The organism is Dellaglioa sp. CoH-57-MRSF-20, from assembly GCF_056781955.1.
Genome location: NZ_JBXAXV010000001.1, coordinates 197,721 through 219,423, shown reverse-complemented (window position 1 = coordinate 219,423; position 21,703 = coordinate 197,721). Strand labels below are relative to the sequence as shown.

The following is a 21,703-nucleotide window of genomic DNA, read 5'->3' as shown; positions in this document are numbered from 1 at the left end:
TTTTTATTCCTTTCACTCTGCTTTATTATTTAATTCTTGCTCTTGTTCTTGATTACATAAATATTGATCATATTTTTTAGCGAATGGATAGTATCCGACAGCTGATATTACTAACGTTACCGCTTGCCATAAGGCCATCTTCCAACCTCCAATTAAAAATCCTGAAATAACTGCTGGCGTTGTCCAAGGTGCCGCAACACCATTTAAAGGTGGTACAATTCCGAAATAAATTACCCCATAAGTAGAGATTGCTACAATAACTGGTACCATGAAAAATGGTATAGCTAAAAATGGATTCATAACTAAAGGTAATCCGAAAAGAAAAGGCTCATTAATATTAAAAATAGCTGGAATAAGCTCAATTTTACCGATTGTTTTAAGCTGAACAGATTTAGCTGCAACTAGTGTGAAAATAACTAGTCCGATGGTTATTCCAGATCCCGTCAAGTTAATAAAATTATTATAAAATTCATTAGTAACAATATGTGCCCCGTTACCTAACGATAATTTACCAGCTTGATATAAAGCAGCGTTTCCAGAAGTATTAGGAATTAAGAAGGCTCCTGCAATTCCACCGACAATCAGTCCTCCGTGAACACCAAAGAACCAAAAGAATGATACTAAGAAGGCAATCAATATAGCCCCAATTAATGAATCTGATAGTCCTTGCATAGGTGCTGCTAACATCTTATAAATGAGATTTAACATATCTGTATTTAACACTGTCTTAATTAAAGCAAAGATTAACATAGTAACAGTTAATATAACACCAGATGGAATCATGGCAGTAAATTGATTAGCAACACTAGTTGGCACTTGTTCTGGGAGTGTTATTTTCCAACCAGCTTTAATCATTTTTGTATATGCCCAACCTACCAAAATACCTACAATAATTGCAGCCACCATTCCTTGACCGCTCAACCAACTAATGTTAATTACACCATTAACTGGCGACTGCATGAATGATTGAAGCGAATGAGGTAATTTGTCTATATTTTCTGTTATTGCAGAACCACTTAGGACCTCTTTACCAGCACTGTTAACAATACCTGCTCCATTTTTACCCATTACTCCGGCTAAAGGTGCGGCCACTTGGAGCATCTGTAACATCAAGAAAGATGATAATGCTGTCAATGCAGCGGGTAATGCCTCATATCCCTCATTACGAACATATACGTACGCGATACCAACTACCGCCCAGATAGATAAAATACCAAATGTTGTTGTATATGCTTGTGTGAAAAATGCTGACCAACCTGAATCTTTAAGCGCATCTGCAACACTTGGCACCGGGAAATTGGACAAAATTAAAAATATGGATCCTATAATAATAAAAGGTAATGCGTATACCATTCCATCTTGCAGAGCCCTTATAGGTTTTGTATTCACAAATTTCATAATTATAGGTAATAACTTATTCGTAATGAACGTGTTTGCTTTATTTTCAGTTTTATTTTCCATTATATTTTTTCTCCATTCTCTTCTAAGATATCCTTAAACCAATAATATGATTTTTTTGGAACTCTCTTCATATCTTTCAAATCATGATTTGTTCTATCAACAAAAACTGCACCATATCTTTTCTCCATGTCACCATGTGAACTAGGAATATCAATTAATCCCCAACCCAGATAGCCCACAACTTGAGCACCATCAATAAACATTGCATCCTTCATAGCCTTAATATGACTTTTATGATATTCAATTCGAGCATCATCTTGGATTATATTTGTGCTGTCCCTGTGCTCCTTGATGCCAATTCCATTTTCAATTGGAAATACAGGTAATCTATAACGATTATGCAAATCTGTAATTACATTTCGGAATCCTAAGGGATCAATATTCCATGACCACTCACTACTAGATAAATAAGTATTTTCTTCTACACTATAATTCATATATCTATTTGGTGCCTCGTCACTTGGAATTTTATCAGCATCCATGACCATTGTGCGATAGTAACTAAAGGAAATGAAATCAGATTTAATTTTATTTAAATATTGCTTATCTCTATCTTTAAAATCCATTTGAATATTATTCACTTCTATATATTTAAGTACTTCAGGAGAATATGATTGTCCGACAAATAACGAATTTAGATTTTCATAAATAAATTCATTTTGTTTTCTTACTGCAAAAGAATCTTTTGGATTAGTCGTTGCTGGATAAACTGGTGTATATGCCAACATACCTCCAATCTTAAGTTCTTTATATTGTTCATGAATATATTGTGCAATTTGTGCGTGAGCTATCATCGTATGATGGAATATGGTATACATATCGTCAATTGTTTTTTCCGTCTTGGTATATCCAGAAATATGAAATGTTTCATCAGTGAAGTATAGATTATGTTCATTAAATGTAATCCAATATTTAACTCTGTCTGAAAAATGATCAATAACGACTTTCCCAAACCTAACAAAAGCATCAACAGTTTTACGAGATAGAAATCCACTTTGCTTTTGGGCCAACGCTAACGGCATGTCAAAGTGATAGAGACAAACCATTGGCTCAATACCACGCTTAATCATCCCATCAATTAATCGGTCATAATACTCAAAACCTTTCTCGTTGATAGTTCCATCACCATCAGGTACTATTCGAGTCCACGATATCTGAATGCGATACATATTCATATTCATATCTGCAATTAAATCCAAATCTTCTTCATATCTGTTAAACTCATCAATCGCATCGTGCCAATCGGATACACCTTTATCTGAGTCACGGATATCATAAACTGATAGCCCTTTACCATCTGCCTGCCATGCTCCTTCTGTCTGCATACTTGATACAGAATTACCCCAATAAAAACCTTTAGGCATCTTATTTTCATTTATCATATATCAATCAACCCTTCTTCTAATAAATTATTTTTTAACTAAGAAATCGCTTTCATTTACTATTATATATCTTTTGTATAATAAAACAATACTTTTGTTATACAAAAGATATATGTTTTATTAAACTCTGGCTATCACTTATATAGAAAAGAGGGTAGTTGAGTGTTATAATTCGGTATTAACCGATTAATTAGTCATACTAAATATCGGTACAATATTCTCTAATTCTAAAATAGTTACATCATACCTATTTTTTTTGAGATCTAATTTTTAATAAGCAGAGTAATATACTTTTTAAAATCGCACCTAAAGTTTAAATAATACTAAATTTGACATTAAAATCTATGGGGGAACAGGGATTTATGAAAAAATATGAGTTAGTTAAAAATATAATTCGGGAACGAATACTTTCTAATATATATCCAAAAGGTAGCATTTTACCTGATCAAAAAGTATTATCTGCTAGCTTCGATGTCAGTTCAATAACCTTAAAGAAGGCGTTAGATGACTTAGCACGAGAAGGATTTATATTAAAAAAATCTGGTTTTGGAACAGTTGTTATAGGTCCCTCGACTCTTATCAATAGCGTTGATGCACCGGCAGATAATTTTGATGGATTAAGTAAACAAGAAGGACGGGACAGAATAACAAGTCACGTCATTAAGTTTGAAGTTGTATTCCCTCAAAAAGAGGTTCAAACTCATTTAAATATTAGTGCAGAAGAGCCAACATACCATATTATTAGACTCCGACTTTTAGATGGAAATCCTTTCATCTTGGAAGATACGTACATGCCTGTTAAATTAGTTCCAGGTTTATCAAAATCCGTACTGGAAACTTCCATATATAGTTATATTAAAAATACGTTAGGGTTAAATATGTCAGGTATGTCTAGAAAAATACAAGCCAGACAAGCCACTGAATTAGATATCAATTATTTAAACGTTGTTGAACAAACGCCAATATTAGAAGTAGAACAAATTGTTTGGCTTGTGAATGGTCACGCCATCGAGTACTCAAAATCAAGAAATGAATTTAATAAACGCTCTTATTTTGTTTTTGAATCAAATTAAACTGGCACACTTATGAACTAACTTACATTAAAAATAATTATCTGTACTTAATATATGTGGGTACGCAAAAAGGCATAATTCCAAAGTTATATTGGAATTACGCCTTTTTGCGTACAAAGTATTTAAATATTATTTTTATAAATTAGCATCCATGTTAAATATTATTTTTATAAATTAGCATCCATGTTAAATGTTAATTTAGATAATGTTAATCCTTCAGTAATGAATTGACCAATCATGTTCATCGTTCTTTCACGCATATCAGCAACAATTGCGTAATTTTGTTGTGTGAGGTAGTTTGTTAATTCATCCCCACTCATATCTGTAGATGCTGCATCAATATCAGCAACCATCGTCTTCAACTGTTGACGACATGCCTTTAAGTAATCAACATTTTCTTGAATAAAATGAGAATAATGTGATTCTGTTAACATCGAAACCGTACGATACATCCAATAAGCACTATTCATATCTAGTGTTAACGGTGTTTCGCTGTAACTTGGGTCTGTGTCTGTTGCATTCGTGTAGAATGGCACAAATGGTGCAAATGCTGGAACACCTAAACAGATCCACATTAATGCAGAATGTGCATCATCAACATTATTTCTCAATTGAAGAACGTGTGCATTTTGTGTTCTATTCATTGAAATAGGACGGAATCGTAAACGATCTTCATCAGCACCATGACCAAATGGATCATATTGTGTTTCATTGTAATGTGAACCTAAAATAGCAGTCACATCTTCAACACTGATTTTTTTATTTGCGTAACAAATGAATGGTAATTCACTTGAAGTTGGTTCTTGCTTAATTTCTGGATTCAAACAACGTTGACCATACCAGACACGAGGTGTGTTGTAATGACGATCTTTTTCTGTGTCTGTTCCAAAAATATGACGGAAGTTCCAGCCTGTTTTATCAGGGTTTAAATGATGCTCTTCTACATATTCACGGATACCGTCTGACCACATAAAGTTATCTGTATTATCAAAATCAATTTCTTGAATAGCAACTTGATTAGCTGCAACAGCATAAGCATCATCTGGAATACGTTGTGCAATCCAGTGATGTCCGGTAACAATTTCCATGTACCAAACATCATTTTTATCACTAAATAAGACACCATTTCCTTCAGGTGAACCGTATTTTGTAATTAAAGCCCCTAAATATTCAACACCATGTTTTGCTGATTTAATATAAGGTGCAACCATTGTTTGTAATGAATCTTCTGCTAAACCATTTTTAATTAAAGGATCGTATGCTAAAACACGTTCATTCGCATAGACACTTTCTGTTGCGCTCATTGCAACATTTTTTTCATTAATACTACTTTCATCAAAGACACCTTTGCTGGATACCTCAACATTAGGTGTTGCTGTCCAGCGATACCCATTTTCTGGTAATGGTGCAGTAAACCCATTTTTATTCGAAGTTAACGTTTCATGACGTCCGGTTACTGCAGGGTACATCAAGAATCGTTGTGGTGTAATAGGCAAAAACGTATCATCATTTCTAGCAATCATCGTTGAGCCATCAATTGTGGCCTTCTTACCAACTAAAATTGTTGTACATGCTTGTTCCATCATAAATAATTCACTCCTTCTCATTATTAAATACCCTTATAGTGTACAACTTTTATCTTCATATAAACATGCTATTTTTATATACTTTAAGAAACAGTTAAATCTAGTTTACAACTCTAGATGTAAATGCTAATATAAAGATATTACGTTAAGGGGGGTTATCATTTGAGCCAAAAAGTTCCATCATCTTTTTTAAATTGGCTAGATAGCTTAAAGAAAATTACATTACCTGATTGGCAAGATTTCCCGGAATTAGACCTTTATATGGATCAATCCGTGAAACTTGTTAATCAATACTTAGAGCCATTACACTTAATGCCTGTAACACCTACAATGGTCAATAATTACGTAAAAAAAGAAGTTATGTTTAAACCCATCAAAAAAAGATATCGCAAGGAACATTTAGCAGCAATCATTGTTATTACTGTTTTAAAATCTGCTTTTCCGTTAGATGTTATCAAGAATGGTATCGACCAAATTTTAGTCGATAACTCATCTGAAGATGCTTACATGAACTTCGCTTTAATTTTTAACGAACAACTTAAATCTTTAACCTTTGATACCAACTTAAAGCCCGTCACGACTGAAACAACAATCATTGAATTAGAACAACGAACGGCTGCAAGTGCCGTGATTAATCATATTATCAGTGAAAAATTAGTTATATTAATGAAGGAGGCCAATTAAATGATGAGTAAAGAAAAAATAGCAGTATTAGTAGATTCAGGTTCGGATATTCCTAAAGAATTTATGGAACAGGAACATATTTATATGGTCCCTATTTTAATTACATTCAGTGATGCAACTTACTTAGATCGTATCTCTATCTCACCTGCGGAAGTTTATGAACGTATGGAGACTGAGATTCCAACAACCGCAACGCCTTCAGGTGGCTCAATTAACGACGTTTTTGACCAAATTAAAGCCGATGGCTATACACATGTTATTGCAACAACGATCTCAAGCGGTTTGTCTGGTACTTATAATTCAATTAAAACATTCGCCAAATTATCATCATTAACTGTTGAAGTCATCGATACAAAAAATGTTGGTATTGGTGGTGGATTAGCTGGTATTTTAGCATCAAACTTAATTAAAGAAGGCAATTATTTTGACGAAATTGTCACAAAGGTTCAACTAGCGGTTGATAGAAGTAGTGTCTTTTTCTATTTACCAACCCTACACTATCTTCAAGTTGGTGGCCGTATTGGACGTGTCTCTGGTCTTATGGGGAATCTCTTAAACATCAAACCAATTATTTCATGTGATGAAAATGGTATTTATTATCCTATTGCAAAAGCTCGAGGCGAAAAAGCTGCACTAAAAAAATTATTATCACTCGTTGATGATAAGATTGGCGATTCTCTTCATTTCGATATAGCCGTTGCATATGGTAATAATGAGCCTTTAGCAGCAAGTATCTTCGAAACCTTAAAAACTAAGTATCCAAATGCTGAACATTTTTACTTTGGCGATGCATCACCTGCTCTTGGTGTTCATGCTGGCCCTGGTGTTATCGGTATTGGTGTTGAAATTTTAGACTAAAAATAAAGAAGCAAACCGATAAATACGGTTTGCTTCTTTATTTTTAGTCTAATTAGTTGCATACTTATTTTCAATTTGTTTAAGCATTTTTTTGAAATTTCTCTTCTTAAAGAAACTCATAAGAATACTCATGAAGGCATCATTCATTTGTTGCATCTTGCCTTTAGAAGTCATGACTTCTTTATAACTTAACAAACAACGTTTATCATCAATTACCTTAATATCGTAACTTACATCAAATTTATTACGATTGTTATCCGTTTGAAAATGATAACTTTCGTTTTCAACTATTTTTGTTACTTTTAAAGCAGCTGATTGTGTTTTTGAAAACTTTTTCGTGAACGCAAAACCCTCTAATTGATTTTTTGTTAATTTCTGACCTGTCTGATCTTTAATATCATATAGTACGGACTCCATAATTTGATCAAATAGATAATCTGCAGGCATTTTTAATTTCATTTCCATTTCCATCAGTCATTCGCCTCCATTTTTAGTCATTAAATCCATTTTGTTCTGTCATTTTTTTAAACCAGTAACCGCTCTTCTTAATTGTGCGTTTTGCTTCATTATCTAAATCAACACTAATAAATCCGTAACGGTTCTTGTAAGCATTTAACCATGACCAATTATCCATACATGTCCACATATGGTAGCCATGAACGTTACTACCTTCTTCAAGTGCCTTATGAACCCATTTCAAATGATCTTGAACAAATTCAATTCGATAATCATCATTAATTTGCCCATCTGCATTAATAAATCTGGCTTCATCTTCAACACCCATCCCATTTTCAGAGATGAAACAATCAATATTACCATAATTATCCTTAATATTGATTAGTGCATCATAAATTCCTTTTTCATAAATTTCCCAGCCACGATAAGGATTAACTTTTTTTCCAGGCATATCGTATACTGTATAAAAATCTTCAGGCATCCAGCCATTTTCACCTTCTGGTTCGGCTTTAATTATTTTCGCCGCTGCTCGCCTTGGTTGATAATAATTAACGCCTAATAAATCGATAGTATTTTCTTTAATAACATCTAAATCACTTTGATGATAGATTGGCATTAAGTCATATTCATGCAACCACTCAACAATATCTTGAGGGAAAGTGCCTTTAATTGCGGGATCTAAAAATGAACGATTAAAGAATCCATCAACAAATTTGGCTGCTTTAACATCTGCTGGATTTGTCTCATCTTTTGGATACGTTGGCATTAAATTTAAAATAATCCCAATTGTGCCACCTAAATTGAGTGAATGATACTTTTCAACTGCTTTAGCACTTGCCAATGCTTCATGATAAGCCACCTGGACACCATGCTTTAAATTACGTTCATCAGGTAAATGCCATCCATATAAATACCCACCCTCAACTGGAACAATCGGTTCATTTTGAGTAAACCATTTTTTAACGCGATCGCCAAATAATTTAAAACAAGTTTCTGCATAGTCCGTATACAAGTCTACAACTTCACGATTTAACCAACCACCATTTTCTTGTAACACCATTGGCATATCAAAATGGTAAAGGTTCATAAAAGGTTCAATTCCAGCGGCAATTAAATCATCTATTAAATGGTTATAAAAGGTAACAGCTTCAGGATTAACCTCTCCAGTGAATGGATTTGGAATCAAACGTGACCACTGAATTGAAGTCCGATATGAATTATGACCTGTTTGTTTCATCAAAGAGATATCTTCTTGGTATTTTTGATAAACCCTTGATGTATTTTCGGGTCCAACCTGATTAAAGAACTTTTCAGGGCTTGCTTGATACCAAGCATCCCAAATATTATCAGCTTTTCCATCTCCTGAAACACGACCTTCAGATTGTGGTCCACTCGCAGCTGACCCCCACCAGAAATCTTTTGGAAATTCATATTTAACCATAGTAAACTCCTTTATTTAACACAAAATCTCTTTACAGAATAACGTAAAGAGATTCGCTTTTATTTTATTTTTTTGCTGCTTCAGCTTCTGCTTCAGCTTTTTCAATTTGTTTTGTTGCTAAGATAACGAATGGTGCGTAAATTAACGCTGAGATAACCACATTAACTGCGGCTAAAACCCCACCAGCTAAACTCTTAGTTGCCAAAATCCCGCCAATTACTGGTGGTGTAACCCATGGGGGCATTACCGTTGCTGCTGGCACAATTCCAGTGGCGGTTGCAATATACGCAACAGTCACAAGTACCATTGGTGTCAAAATAAATGGTACGAACATAATTGGATTCAACACAATTGGAAGTCCAAACATCATTGGTTCATTGATATTGAAAATACCAGGAGCTGCTGATAGTGATCCAATCATTTTGTAAGGTTTATTTTTACGACCAACAATGAAGATGGCAATAATCAAACCAATAGTTGCACCAGTTCCACCTAAGTTAACAAATGAATCGAAGAAAGGTTTGTTAACGATAAAAGGAATTGTTTTACCTTCACTAAGTGCTTTAACGTTAGCTGCAATAGCAGGTGCGTTAATTGTTTGCATTAATGGATCAATCATATTAGCTCCATGTAAACCAAAGAACCATAAGAATGGTGCAATAAATGCTAATAATAATGCTGATGGATATGAATTTGCCAAGCCCATAAATGGTTCTTGAACAAGTTTGTAGAATGATGCAATAATATCAGTTACGCCGAATCCTTGGAATAATGTATTGATAAAGGCAAAGATTGTAACAACAATCATTGCTGGAAATAATGAAGCGAATGCTTTTGCAACAGCAGGTGGAACACCATCAGGCATGTTAACGATTAAATGTTTGTTACCACTTAAACGTTGGAATAATTCTGCTGAAACCAAACCGACAACAAGTGCAACGAATAATCCTACTGAAGACATCCCAGCTAATTGCAAACCACCTAAAGCGAAGAATGAAGCAACTGATACTGTACCAGCAGCCATACCATCTTTACCATATGATTTTGCAACGTTATGAGCTACTAAGAATGCAACGAATAATGACATAATACCAAAACTAGCATTCCAAACGCCTGCTCCTACACCCTTCCAGATTGGAACATCGTTAACTATTTTAGGAAATAGTCCGTCCATAAAATTTGAAAAACCTGGAATTGGTAAGTTATTAATTAATGTTCCCAGAGCACCTAAAATCATAAGTGGCATAATAACAACGAATGCATCTCGAATTGCCACCAAATGTCTTTGTGCCCCAATTTTTGAAGCTACTGGAATAAAGTGAATATCCATCCATTTTATAAATTTGTCCATGAGTAGTTCCTCCTTAAAGTTTAGTACTTATCCTATTTTTTTGTATAGATCTACTACCTCACCAGCTAAGTCTCTAAATGTAATCGCATTCATTAAATGATCTTGTCCATGAACCATTAATAAACTAACTGGTACCGGATCCCCTGAAGCTTCTTGCGTTAACATGGCTGTTTGAGAATGATGTGCTTCAATGAGTGATTTGTCAGCATCAGCTAACTTAGCAGCTGCGGTTTCAAAATCGCCTTTTTTAGCGGCGTGAATTGCTTCCATAGAATCACTTTTAGCGTTTCCACCATTAACAATCAGCCCCATGATTGTTTGCATTTGTGCATCATTTTCGTTCATATCTGATTACCCCTTTTATTTTTTATTTAATTAAGCTTTTAGCTGTTGCAAGAACTTTTTCGCCATTCATCATGCCGTAATCTTGCATATTGATAACTTCTACCGGAATATTTTTGTCAGCAACCTTTTTTTCAAATTCATCTTTCATAAAACGAACTTGTGGGCCTAACATTAAAATATCAACTGGTTTTGATTCAAGCATTGAATCTGCCTCTGAAGCACCAACTGCAAAGATTTCTGAATCATAGTTCTCTGCTTCTGCAGCCTTTTGCATTTTTGACACCAATAAACTTGTACTCATACCCGCTGAACAAACTAACATAATCGTTTTCATAATTTGCCACTCCTTTTTCTATTTATACTCTTATATACGCAAGTTCCATGCCAAAAATAAAGACCATCGAAAAGGCTTTAAGAAAGCGCTTTCGATGGTCTTTTATTTTATTTGCACACTACTAGTCACTATTACACACTGACTTTATTCAACGTATTACCCATAAAAATTTGGACAATATAGGCAACTTCATCATCTGAAATCTTAATATTATACATTTTTTCAACAATAATCAGGGCCGTTTTAACTATTTCCATCTGTAAATGATTCTCAGCTGAAAATTCTTGGACATTCTTAAACGGTTTAATTGATTGATTTTTCAATCTTGAATCTACTAGAAATGCTAGATGCATCATGATCCCTACGATAATCTCTGGATCAAGAACAATCTGTAAATCTGATTAAATTTTAATAATCATGGTTTGAATAGTATGAATTAAATCTGGGACAGAATTAACTGAATTAATACTACCTTCCAATGCATTAATTGTTTCTCGCGTTAAGTCGTTATCAGACAACATCCGCTGCAAAACTTGTAAGGTTTCATCATTAAAGATATCTAAAGCAGAAAAGAATGGCACTCTTTGGTAAGAAACCTCGACGGTACCAACAATTGCCTTCACATCATAATCGCGCATTAATGTATTAATGTGCTTTTTAAATGCATCTTTTTCTAAATATTGCATCCGAATTACTTTAACTTCGTCTTCGTTTACAATTGGCATAATACGATCATATAATCTTGCGGCGACACCTTCGCCGGTAAAACAAGCTACGATAACTGCTTTTTTCCTAGGATGCATATGGAAAAACTGCTCTTTTACAGACGATTCAAAAATATGTTGTGCATTTGCGTAAATATCTTCTAGTTCACGACCGGCAATCGCAATTCTTAATGATTCAAGCACAACTAACGTACTCGTCATTGAAACAGCTCGAATATTAATCCCTGTTTCTTCACCTAACATTGATGCAAAACTAGTTAAAGAGCCCATGTCAGTTAAAAGTAATAACCCTTTTTTCAATTGTTCCTGACTATCCAGTACATAATCTCGTACTTGATCATAAATTTCCGAAACATTTACATCAAGTGGCATATTAATTGCTTTTCCCTTTGTTGTACCAAGTAATTCTTGTGCTGTCTGTAACATAGAAGAAGCCGTTGATGCCCCGTGCATTAGCACGATGATACCGACTTTAATTTCATTTTGTTGTTTCTTAACACTTAAATCAGAGCTCAAAAACATTGTAATAAATCCAATTTCATCTAATGGAATTTCAATATCAAATTCATGTTCAATTTTATCTGCCATTTCCAGTGCAACACGAAAGGCTTTTGGATTTTTTTGTCGTAAATTATTTAAATCAGGATGAATAATTGCGACATTTTTCCTGATTCTTTCAATAGCACTAACAAGGTGTAATCCAAATGCAAATCGTGCATTTTCATTATATTTTTGCCCTAATTTATTCTGGGCTAAGTCATAAACTTCATTGGTAACCGTCCAAATATCATCTGGTAGTAACTCTTTTCGAACGCCTTCACCCGATAATTGTTCAATGTAATCTTTAAAATAACCTTTATCATCTGAATCGATTAACGTTTTAAGATTTAGTGATTTAAAATTCTGTTTATCAGTTTCACTCACTTTTTTATCAATTGTTTCATAAACCGTTGGTTTTTGATCGTTTTTTTCTACCGTTTCGCTATTTTTAAAAGTCACAACTTTTGTATTTTTTTCATTTGTTCGTTTCGCTAAACGTTCCATTAAGACATCAATTTTTTTATATTTGGATTTACCTTCCAAACGTCCTTTTTGAACATTCAATGGTAAGTCTTTTAATCTGATATATAACGAAGCCGTTTCATGCGTTCTAAAATACAAGAAGGCCTTTGCACAAACAACTTTAATATCCCTCTGAATTTGACCAATATTTGCTTCAGGCTCGTATAACATTAATGCAAGCATCGCATCTCGCTCAACAATAATATCTTGGCTCAATCTACCGACTTCTTGTTCAAAAAAATTCATGACTATCCCATAACGTTCATCAATTGTTCGTTTTGAGATAGGCGGTAATGTAATTGCCATTGGAATACGTCGATTAAATGTGCTCAAAAAATTTTCTGACGTTTCAGTCGTTGCCCCAATAATCTGTACACTCGCTTCTTTAGTAATTGAAGACTCTCCTAAAGGCCGATAAAACCCCTTATCAATAAAGGTAAAGAGCATTTCTTGTCCCTCAGGAGGTAATCGATGAATTTCATCTAAGAATAAAATACCACCGTTAGCTTTATCCATTAATCCTTTTTTATCTTGATCAGCACCTGTGTAGGCCCCTTTTTTAACACCAAATATATGCGCAAAAAGTAACTGTGGATTATTCGCATAATCCGCACAATTAAACCGGATAAAAGGCGCATCAGCCTTCACCATTTCTGATTCTAATGCAAACTGATACATACATTCAGCAAACAAAGATTTACCCGTTCCCGTTTCACCAAAAATAATTGTGTGTAGTCCTCTTGGTGGATATAAAATGGCTGCTTCGGCTTGTTGGATCATAACCTTTAATGAATCATTAGACCCGATTAACTTTTTGAAACTCATCTCTTTAACACTTTTATCATTAATTTCTTTTTGACGTGTTTCTTTTTCTTCAAGTGATGCCCACTGATAGAGAACAGGGCGCCCATCACTTTTTGTAACGTCACCATTTTTATATAAATCATTCAAATAACGACTCACATTTGCGCGATTGCAATTAAGCTCGTCTGCAATCTGTGTCGCATCCATCGCTATTTCCTTATTTTTTAAAAGATTATAAATATCATTTTTTCGATCTCCCAAGTTATCACTACTCCCTTACACGCTAAAAGAAAACGCTTACCACTAGTATACCGCAATCTTTTTTACATTTACACACTAATATTTGCTGGCTTACTTTTCTCCTTTTACACAGAAAATCATAACCTAAATAAAAAATCTTACTTTTCAGTAAGATTTTTTATTTACTCTGTAAATATTTTTTTAATTCTACAACACGACTAGCAAGTTCTTTTCCCATATCAGTTTCAGCAATTGTTTGTCTTTTAACTTCACTATCAATAATTCGTTTCACTGAAATAATATCTGTCCCATTTTCAATTGAATCCCACTTAGACGTAAAGGGTTGGTGAGCAACTAATTGTAAGCCATATGAATTAGAGAGCAGCGTATATCCACCAATTCCAGTAGTTGATTGGTAAGCTTTTGAGAAACCACCATCAATCACAATCATCTTTTTATTGGCCATAACCGGCTTGTGCCCACGCTTAACTGGTGTATGCCCATTAATTATTTTACCGTTATCTGGATTAAGCCCGAATTCTTCTAATATATGACGACAAAATGCTTCATCATGTCGTAATTTGTAATACGCATTTGGTATCTCAACTTGAACTTCTTCATCATTAATAAAGTAACGTTCAAAAGTTTTCATCGCATGTTTCCCAAATAAAGGCGATTTGGGTCCTTGCCATAAATACCAAAGTAAATCAGTTTCAAGGTCAGTAGATTTTTTAGGTTTAGCATAGCTTTTACGTAAATTATCTTCAAAAAAAGCTAATAATTCTGGTCCTGCATATGCTTTCCCTTTTAGCTCAAAGCCCTCCAATTTACCTTCTTGTGTAACTGGAATACAGCCGTGAACTAACAAGTTCCCATTATATCGTTTAAACATACTACCACGTGCCATCATAAAATCTAGATGTTCTCGTAATTTAGTCGCATGGATAAATGATTCTACTAATTTATCCATTATTTCTGACTCATCATCTGTTAATTTATACGGATCTGCCCAATCAACTGTTTGAAAACAAGTATCTTGTAGTGAATAATGTTTCCCATCGATTTCTATTTTTGACCCTTTGTTCCAAATCTTTTCTAAAATCGCACGATTTGCCATATCAAAATCAGGACGTCTTTTAATAATCTGTCCTTCTAATTTAAATTGAATAATAGCGATTGCCTGGTGTATTTTGGTCATTAAAAGTCGTTCGTCTTCTTTGATTTTTTCTTGTGCTGAATTAACTTTCGGTGAAAATGCTGGATTATCTTGATACGTTTTATCGGCAAATGTTGCTAAATGGCGTAAATTAATCCCATATGCATCTTCAACAATAGCTAAATTATTATATCTAGCACAAATTCGCAATAAATTAGCGATACATAAAGGCGAGCCAGCAGCACCACCTAACCATAAAATATCATGATTTCCCCATTGAATGTCAACTGAATGATAATCAAGAAGTGTCTTCATAATTTTATCTGGCGCAGGACCACGATCAAAAATATCCCCAATTACGTGTAAATGGTCAACGATTAACCTTTGAATCGTATACGCTGTAGCCGTTAAAAATGCTTCTGCTTGATTTAATTTAATTAAATTTTCTATTATACGATTATAATAATCTTTTTGATCAAGTTCATTGGAATTACTATATAATAATTCCTCTGTTATATACATAAAATCAGGTGATAGTGCCTTTCGTACCTTCGAACGGGAATATTTTGTTGCTGTCTTTTGTAACAACTCTATCATTCTGGCAATGGTATCTAAATACCACTGCTCCAATTCAGGTTGTGAAGTGAATTGTTGTTTTTTAGCAATTAGTTTTTCTTCTGGATAATAAATTAAGATTGCAAAGTCCTGTATACTCTCTTCAGTCAAACGGCCTTCAAAAATTTCTTGAATTTTTTGTTTAACATTTCCTGAACCATTTCTTAAAACATGTTGAAATGCGTTATATTCACCGTGAACATCACTAACAAAATGCTCCGTTCCTTTGGGTAGATTAAGAATGGCCTCTAAATTAATAATTTCAGTGACAATACTTTGTTTAGTCGGAAATCTTTTTTCCAATAACGTTAAATAATAGGGATTCATTTAAATGGCCTCCTTCATTTTATGATGCGCTTACAGTCACTATACCATGCCGGTTTGCCAATACCAATTACAACTTATTAAATGAGTCATATTATTATATATAAGCTTTTTTATAAACCAGCTACCTATACCAAAAAAGCAGACCAAAAGTTTTGGCCTGCTTCATTTATTCTTATTTAGTTTGAACAATTGCCGAAACTTCATTGGCTTTAACTGTCTCATTCAAATGATCAAACGTTATATTAGACACTTTATCCATATTCGTTAAAACGACCATCATCGTTGTTTCCTTACCAGCAGCTTTAATTGCGTTTAAATCAACTCGCGCAACTAAGTCACCTGGTTTAAGAGTTTCGCCTTCAGAAATAGTCACTTCAAAAGGTTTACCTTCTAATTGAACGGTATCAATTCCCATGTGTAATAGGACTTCTAATCCCGTTTCAGTCGTGATACTAATTGCATGTTTCGTTGGAAAGATACTTGCTACTTTACCAGCAACCGGTGTATAAATTTCGCCATTAGCTGGTTCGACTGCATAACCATCACCCAACATTTTTTCAGCAAAGGTAGCATCTTTAACATCCGAAATAGACATTAATTCGCCCTCTGCAACCGTATAAAACGTTTCACTACCAATAACCGTTGAATCATTATGATTAGCTGTAGCGCTTGATTTATCCGTCTCAGCCTGTAACTTTTCATTACTTAATGAAATAGAATCAGCCTTTGACTCATATAACTTACCAAGCTCGTCAGCAACAAATTGAACTTCAGTTCCAATAACGACTTGAATATTTGTTTTATCGATAACTTTAAACCCAGCAGCACCTGATGCTTTAAGTGCATCTTCATTAATATGGCTTGTATCTTTAACTTGTAGACGAAGACGGGTTGTACAATTATCAACGACTGTTAAATTATCTTTACCACCAATAGCAGCGTAAACAATTTGAGCTTGTCGTGCATATTTGTCATCCCCTAATTCAGGCGATAGTTGAATATCTTCAGTAATTGGTTCGCGACCTGGTGTCATTAAGTTAAATTTCTTAATGGCAAAATTGAATAGTGTGTAATAAATAATTGCCATCACAACACCTTGTACCAACAGCATTAGTGGCATATTAGCCATTGGTACACGTATACTCAAGACGTAATCAACTAAGCCCGCACTAAATGTAAATCCAGCTGTCCAGTGCATAAATGCGGCAAAAGCTAAAGATAACCCGGTTAATGCCGCATGAATGACGTATAAAGGCCATGCAACGAACATAAATGAAAATTCTAAAGGTTCACTCACGCCTGTGAAAAATGATGCAAATGCACCAGCTAGCATCAATGAGCCAACTTCTTTTTTACGTTCAGGTAAAGCATTTCGATAAATGGCATACGCACCAGCTGGTAGCCCAAACATCATGATTGGGAAAAATCCTGCCATGTACATACCTGTAGTTCCTTTAATTCCTGTATTACTCCAAAAGTTCCCGATATCATTAATTTTAGCAACGTCGAACCAAAATACTGAATTCAACGCTTGATGTAATCCGGTTGGAATTAAAAGCCGGTTGAAGAATCCGTATAAACCAGCTCCAACCCATCCAAGTCCAACCATAAACTTACCAAATGCAACTAACCAAGCATAAACAACTGGCCATGCAAATAATAAAGCTAAGGTAACAAAAATCATTACCAATGCTGACATAATGGGTACTAATCGTTTCCCACTAAAGAATGAAATAGCCATTGGTAACTTCACACTATGGAAACGATTATACATTGCTGCCGCAATTAATCCGGCAATAATCCCAATAAACACATTACTACTGATAGAACTAAATGCAGGATCAACATCTGTTACTTTTACTCCTAATAAAGCCGCAACCGAAGTCGGTTCCAACATTTTAACTGGAATTTCAAATGCAACAACACCAGCTAACGCAGCTGCGCCATCCTTGTTAGTCGACATTCCTAAAGCTAAACCAGCAGCAAATAATAATGCTAGATTACCTAGAATTGCGTTTCCGCCGGCCTGCATAAATGCCGCCGCAAACCAATCTTGTGGCAACCAAGTTCCAATTCCAACCAGTAATGCTGCTGCCGGTAGTACTGCGATAGGCAACATTAACGAACGTCCCATTCTCTGTAAATAACTTTTCATTTTTTATCCCCTTTTTTTCTTATAAAAACTATCATACAGGTTAGACCAAAAAAATTCAAATCAAATACAAATCAAGTGAAAAACGTGTATACAAGGCTTTAGAAAATAAATTAAACATCTATACCAATTTTATTTTTTAGACAAAAAAAAAGTTGCTTAATTATATTAAGCAACCAACTTTTTAGAAAACAAGCGTCCCCACACTAAATTTTCTCTTCGATATTCTGTGTCCTAATCAATAAACTCTTTGAATCATTTATTTACAAGACTTATTATGCCATGTAATTCCCCATAAAAAATATTAATATTTGAGGGTTAACTCGCAAATTTTGACATTTACAGCTTATTTACTGATATGACGGTCTTTTGTCCTTCTCGTAAGGGCAACTTCATTTAAAGTATTTAACGCTTTATTGTATTCAGGATTAAAATAAAAATCCATTGATGATAATTTAGCCATCGTCATTTGCATATTAATAGCTACTGACATGATATTAATCATATCTAAAATATCATGTTTCGAATAAATTTGTGCACCAACAATGACTTCAGTATCTTTCCTGTACACAACTTTTATAAGTATTTTGGAACCATTTTTAACGTAATCATATTGAATCTTATTTTCAATTGTATTGGATAGAACATCCAATCCGATATATGGTGCGTTTTCTTCAGTGACACCTGTCGTTGCTAAATAATGACCGAATAAGTTCATCCCCGCTGTTCCTTGCGTCGTTTCAACTTTAACAGGACTAAATAGACCCGTACAGTTATACGCCGCCACAATTGCACCTTTAATAGCGTTATTAACAAGAGGTTGATACTCTCGACGTTGGCTGACAGTTTGTTTAAATCCGGCATTATCACCTGCTGCATAGATGTCTTTATCACTTGTCTGCATGTAATCATTGATTTTAATGGTATTATTTTGATTAAGTTCAACAGCGTCTCTCAAAAAATCATTGTTAGGTTTTAATCCAACCGAAAAAACGACTAAATCACAGGCGATTTCTTGGTCAGTTGTCGAAACGCTAACTATTTTGTTATTCTCATCCACATTAATAGCATGAACATCATTTTTTAATACAATCTTTATCCCTTTTTCTCTTAAATCATCAATTATCCGATTACCAATTTCTTGATCTACGTACCGTGTCAAAACACCTCCCATAGCTTCAACTACTGTAACATCAACTTTTTCGCCTTTACGTCCCTCATAAATTGAGCTAGCTAATGCAAGCCCCACTAATCCTGCACCAACAATTAAAATACGCCTATTAGTTGGGCACAACTGTTCCATAGCCTTTTTTGATTCTTCTAAATTTTTATAAAAAACAACATTTTCATTATCTATCCCTTTAATATGTGGTTTAACAACCTTAGACCCATTAGCTAAAATTAATTTGTCATAGTTGCTGTAACTGTATTGTTTATCTGCATTAACAAAGTATAAACGTTTATCCTCCGTACTAACGTGCAACACTTCAGTACCAAGCATCAATTTAATACCTTCAGACTCTAACGCAGCAGGTGTCGCATAACTCGCTTCTTCTAAGTTATCAATAACCCCATCAAATAACAAATTAATTCCAGATGAGATATAGCTAACGCTATCTTTCATTTCCATAATAATTACTTCGGCATTTGGATCTGATTTTGAAATTGTTCTAGCGGCAGCTATCCCTGCGTGCGTTCCGCCGATAATGACATACTTCATTATTTTTCCTCCAAGCTTTGCGTGTTAATTTTTCTAACCTTATCAATTTCTAAAATTTCATTTACGACATCAGTAATAACTTGATCTGAACTAACACCAATTTCTGACATCACATATAATGGTGAATTAAATTGATCTTGGTTAACACCCATCCTATTTGTCACAATTAAATCATATTCTTTACCTTCTTGATAAATTTCTACTTGAGCGTTTAAAACGCTGCTTAAAACACGTTCCATAATGATTACGGTTAGTTTTTCCATAATTGGATCACGATTAATTAATAAGCCAATTTTTAAAACGTCATCAAACTCGAAGTTTAAAATATTCAAGATATATAAATACTGATTTTGTAGATAATATAAATCATCTGGCGAATTTAAGCCATCGAACTGTGTAACAGATTGATACGCCGTCAATAATTTTTGAATGATCTGCGAAAAGTCTTCTCGTTCTAATGATTTACGATTAAATTCCATAATTGTTCGATTATAACTAAAACTTTCACCTTTAAATATGGCTAATTTGCTGTATGAATTAAATAAATTATAAGAAATTTTTGAATCCCGTTTGAAGTAAGTATATTTCTCAATATCACTCCAAAAAAGACTAATTGCACTATTGATGGGTGTTTTTTTATCAATATCGTCATCTTTAATTTGAACATATAATTCAGAATCGTTTTTAATTAAATCAAATCCAATTAAAAAGTAATAGAACCCAACAGCATCTTCTTCAGAAAAGGAAAGTGAATATTTTTTTAAAAATCTAAAAAGACTTAATTTAACTTTACTGTATGCGAGATTATTTTTGATTAATTCACGAGAAATAGGCGTTAATGTCTGAACATGTTGCTCTTTATATGAATTAATTCGAATATAAATTTTAAGCCATAGAAAAACTCTAAGTTTCTCGTCGTCTTTCCATCCTAAGTCATATTGTTCATCTAAAACATTAACGTAATCGTTAATCGTCTCATTTCTAGATAAGAGTTCTTCGCGATCAGTGAATGGAACCACCCTAATGAAAAAAAGGTAATAAAAATAATTCAGTTGAATTTTAGTCCCAACTAATCGTCGATTTTTAATTTTTAGATCAAATCCTGCTAACGTTTCATTTAATTCTTTAATTCACCTTGTTATTGACGACCCACTGATATGTAATTCGTTCTCAAGATCAATTAAATTCAATGTTTCATTCGCATACAAATACATTATTATTTTGTATTTATACGATTCTCTTAAAAAATCAGTACTAATATTCGATAAATTTGTCGTACCATCTACTTCAAATTCAACGTTATTAGCGCTCACTTCAAAATGAACATGACCTGAAGCGGTAGCTTCCTCAAGCGTTATTTCAATATTTTTTAGGTACATTCGTAAAGAATTACCAGATATTTGGAGTAATTCCATTAATTTTTTCTTACTTAAATAACCACCATGTGTTTGTAATAGTTCTAGTATTTGGTTAAAAGTTCTTTCCTGCCCATCTAAAAAATCTTCCATATACATAAAAAAATCCCCAGCTTCACTTGACCACTTACCCAATACGATTAAAAAGGCCAATTTAATTTAATTCTATTAATATGTTACCGCGAAAAGTGATAAATTGGTATTAATAATTTTATTTTTAATTTTATTTAATTTACCCCTTGCATTTTCGGTATATACTTGTTATATTAAATGAGTAACCTAATCAATAAAACTTATTCAGTACCTCCCCCAAGGACTGAATACCAAAATCAATCCCCCAATTGATTTTGACTGTTTTACCCTTTTCGACACTGTAACTTATGTTACGATGTCGTTTTTTTTTGCCTAAAAATAAGTATTTACTCTTTCAAAACCTAACTTTATCAATGCTTATACGCTAAATATACCTAACTTCTTTATTCTCTTTTATTTAACATAATTTCGTCACACTTTCTT

General features: G+C 33.8%; 15 protein-coding genes and 2 pseudogenes. 3 read left to right on the top strand and 14 right to left on the bottom strand.

Going from position 1 to position 21,703, the window contains the following annotated elements; genetic code table 11:
• Positions 1 to 12: 12 nt before the first annotated feature.
• The gene (locus AC1RPN_RS01020) at positions 13 to 1,461 is read right to left on the bottom strand and encodes a PTS sugar transporter subunit IIC (protein WP_481760978.1); all 1,449 of its coding nucleotides are present in this window, start codon (positions 1,459 to 1,461) and stop codon (positions 13 to 15) included.
• Positions 1,461 to 2,843, bottom strand: coding sequence for a glycoside hydrolase family 1 protein (locus AC1RPN_RS01015; protein WP_481760979.1), 1,383 nt, complete (start codon positions 2,841 to 2,843; stop codon positions 1,461 to 1,463). The genes AC1RPN_RS01020 and AC1RPN_RS01015 overlap by 1 nt, the downstream gene beginning before the upstream one ends.
• Before the next feature lie 362 nt (positions 2,844 to 3,205).
• Between AC1RPN_RS01015 and AC1RPN_RS01010 the strand changes: the two genes are divergently transcribed.
• On the top strand, positions 3,206 to 3,916 hold the full coding sequence (locus AC1RPN_RS01010; protein WP_481760980.1) for a GntR family transcriptional regulator: 711 nt from the start codon (positions 3,206 to 3,208) through the stop codon (positions 3,914 to 3,916).
• Between the two features lie 167 nt (positions 3,917 to 4,083).
• Here AC1RPN_RS01010 and AC1RPN_RS01005 read toward each other — a convergent pair whose 3' ends face one another.
• Positions 4,084 to 5,502: a C69 family dipeptidase gene (locus tag AC1RPN_RS01005; RefSeq protein ID WP_481760981.1), complete on the bottom strand. Its 1,419-nt coding sequence runs from the start codon at positions 5,500 to 5,502 to the stop codon at positions 4,084 to 4,086.
• 162 nt (positions 5,503 to 5,664) lie between these two features.
• On the opposite strand from AC1RPN_RS01005, the gene AC1RPN_RS01000 reads away from it, so the two are divergent.
• Both AC1RPN_RS01000 and AC1RPN_RS00995 read left to right on the top strand, forming a co-directional pair.
• On the top strand, positions 5,665 to 6,186 hold the full coding sequence (locus AC1RPN_RS01000; protein WP_481760982.1) for a DUF1836 domain-containing protein: 522 nt from the start codon (positions 5,665 to 5,667) through the stop codon (positions 6,184 to 6,186).
• Positions 6,187 to 7,044, top strand: coding sequence for a DegV family protein (locus tag AC1RPN_RS00995; RefSeq protein ID WP_481760983.1), 858 nt, complete (start codon positions 6,187 to 6,189; stop codon positions 7,042 to 7,044).
• Positions 7,045 to 7,092: 48 nt separating this feature from the next.
• On the opposite strand, the gene AC1RPN_RS00990 is transcribed toward AC1RPN_RS00995, so the two are convergent.
• The 11 genes and pseudogenes from AC1RPN_RS00990 to AC1RPN_RS00940 all read right to left on the bottom strand — a co-directional run.
• Positions 7,093 to 7,515, bottom strand: coding sequence for a DUF3284 domain-containing protein (locus AC1RPN_RS00990; protein ID WP_481760984.1), 423 nt, complete (start codon positions 7,513 to 7,515; stop codon positions 7,093 to 7,095).
• Between the two features lie 19 nt (positions 7,516 to 7,534).
• Complete coding sequence (locus AC1RPN_RS00985; RefSeq protein WP_481760985.1) at positions 7,535 to 8,941, bottom strand: glycoside hydrolase family 1 protein; 1,407 nt, start codon at positions 8,939 to 8,941, stop codon at positions 7,535 to 7,537.
• Between the two features lie 64 nt (positions 8,942 to 9,005).
• The gene (locus AC1RPN_RS00980) at positions 9,006 to 10,292 is read right to left on the bottom strand and encodes a PTS sugar transporter subunit IIC (protein ID WP_409021736.1); all 1,287 of its coding nucleotides are present in this window, start codon (positions 10,290 to 10,292) and stop codon (positions 9,006 to 9,008) included.
• A 27-nt stretch (positions 10,293 to 10,319) separates the two neighbouring features.
• Positions 10,320 to 10,637, bottom strand: a complete 318-nt coding sequence (locus AC1RPN_RS00975; protein WP_481760986.1) for a PTS lactose/cellobiose transporter subunit IIA — start codon at positions 10,635 to 10,637, stop codon at positions 10,320 to 10,322.
• A gap of 22 nt (positions 10,638 to 10,659) precedes the next feature.
• Positions 10,660 to 10,971 carry a PTS sugar transporter subunit IIB gene (locus tag AC1RPN_RS00970; protein WP_409021738.1) on the bottom strand — a complete coding sequence of 104 codons (312 nt, stop codon included), beginning with the start codon at positions 10,969 to 10,971 and terminating at the stop codon, positions 10,660 to 10,662.
• Positions 10,972 to 11,102: 131 nt separating this feature from the next.
• Positions 11,103 to 13,823: pseudogene (locus tag AC1RPN_RS00965) on the bottom strand (sigma-54-dependent transcriptional regulator).
• Positions 13,824 to 13,980: 157 nt separating this feature from the next.
• Positions 13,981 to 15,900, bottom strand: a complete 1,920-nt coding sequence (locus AC1RPN_RS00960) for a fructose-1,6-bisphosphatase (protein WP_481760987.1) — start codon at positions 15,898 to 15,900, stop codon at positions 13,981 to 13,983.
• A gap of 172 nt (positions 15,901 to 16,072) precedes the next feature.
• Positions 16,073 to 18,055, bottom strand: a complete 1,983-nt coding sequence (gene nagE / locus AC1RPN_RS00955) for an N-acetylglucosamine-specific PTS transporter subunit IIBC (RefSeq protein WP_481760988.1) — start codon at positions 18,053 to 18,055, stop codon at positions 16,073 to 16,075.
• A gap of 343 nt (positions 18,056 to 18,398) precedes the next feature.
• Positions 18,399 to 19,772, bottom strand: a complete 1,374-nt coding sequence (locus AC1RPN_RS00950) for an FAD-dependent oxidoreductase (protein ID WP_481760989.1) — start codon at positions 19,770 to 19,772, stop codon at positions 18,399 to 18,401.
• Positions 19,772 to 20,791 carry a hypothetical protein gene (locus tag AC1RPN_RS00945; RefSeq protein ID WP_481761150.1) on the bottom strand — a complete coding sequence of 340 codons (1,020 nt, stop codon included), beginning with the start codon at positions 20,789 to 20,791 and terminating at the stop codon, positions 19,772 to 19,774. Before AC1RPN_RS00945 ends, AC1RPN_RS00950 begins: the two co-directional genes overlap by 1 nt.
• Positions 20,792 to 20,809: 18 nt before the next feature.
• Positions 20,810 to 21,151 (bottom strand): annotated as a pseudogene (locus AC1RPN_RS00940) (helix-turn-helix domain-containing protein); the annotation flags it as partial.
• Positions 21,152 to 21,703 lie beyond the last annotated feature (552 nt).

Bases quoted from the DNA above. Each gene is read 5' to 3' on its own strand.
- AC1RPN_RS01020 (WP_481760978.1), bottom strand. From the start codon at position 1,461: ATGGAAAATAAAACTGAAAATAAAGCAAACACGTTCATTACGAATAAG.
- AC1RPN_RS01015 (WP_481760979.1), bottom strand. From the start codon at position 2,843: ATGATAAATGAAAATAAGATGCCTAAAGGTTTTTATTGGGGTAATTCT.
- AC1RPN_RS01010 (WP_481760980.1), top strand. From the start codon at position 3,206: ATGAAAAAATATGAGTTAGTTAAAAATATAATTCGGGAACGAATACTT.
- AC1RPN_RS01005 (WP_481760981.1), bottom strand. From the start codon at position 5,502: ATGATGGAACAAGCATGTACAACAATTTTAGTTGGTAAGAAGGCCACA.
- AC1RPN_RS00995 (WP_481760983.1), top strand. From the start codon at position 6,187: ATGATGAGTAAAGAAAAAATAGCAGTATTAGTAGATTCAGGTTCGGAT.
- AC1RPN_RS00990 (WP_481760984.1), bottom strand. From the start codon at position 7,515: ATGGAAATGGAAATGAAATTAAAAATGCCTGCAGATTATCTATTTGAT.
- AC1RPN_RS00985 (WP_481760985.1), bottom strand. From the start codon at position 8,941: ATGGTTAAATATGAATTTCCAAAAGATTTCTGGTGGGGGTCAGCTGCG.
- AC1RPN_RS00980 (WP_409021736.1), bottom strand. From the start codon at position 10,292: ATGGACAAATTTATAAAATGGATGGATATTCACTTTATTCCAGTAGCT.
- AC1RPN_RS00975 (WP_481760986.1), bottom strand. From the start codon at position 10,637: ATGAACGAAAATGATGCACAAATGCAAACAATCATGGGGCTGATTGTT.
- AC1RPN_RS00970 (WP_409021738.1), bottom strand. From the start codon at position 10,971: ATGAAAACGATTATGTTAGTTTGTTCAGCGGGTATGAGTACAAGTTTA.
- AC1RPN_RS00960 (WP_481760987.1), bottom strand. From the start codon at position 15,900: ATGAATCCCTATTATTTAACGTTATTGGAAAAAAGATTTCCGACTAAA.
- nagE (WP_481760988.1), bottom strand. From the start codon at position 18,055: ATGAAAAGTTATTTACAGAGAATGGGACGTTCGTTAATGTTGCCTATC.
- AC1RPN_RS00950 (WP_481760989.1), bottom strand. From the start codon at position 19,772: ATGAAGTATGTCATTATCGGCGGAACGCACGCAGGGATAGCTGCCGCT.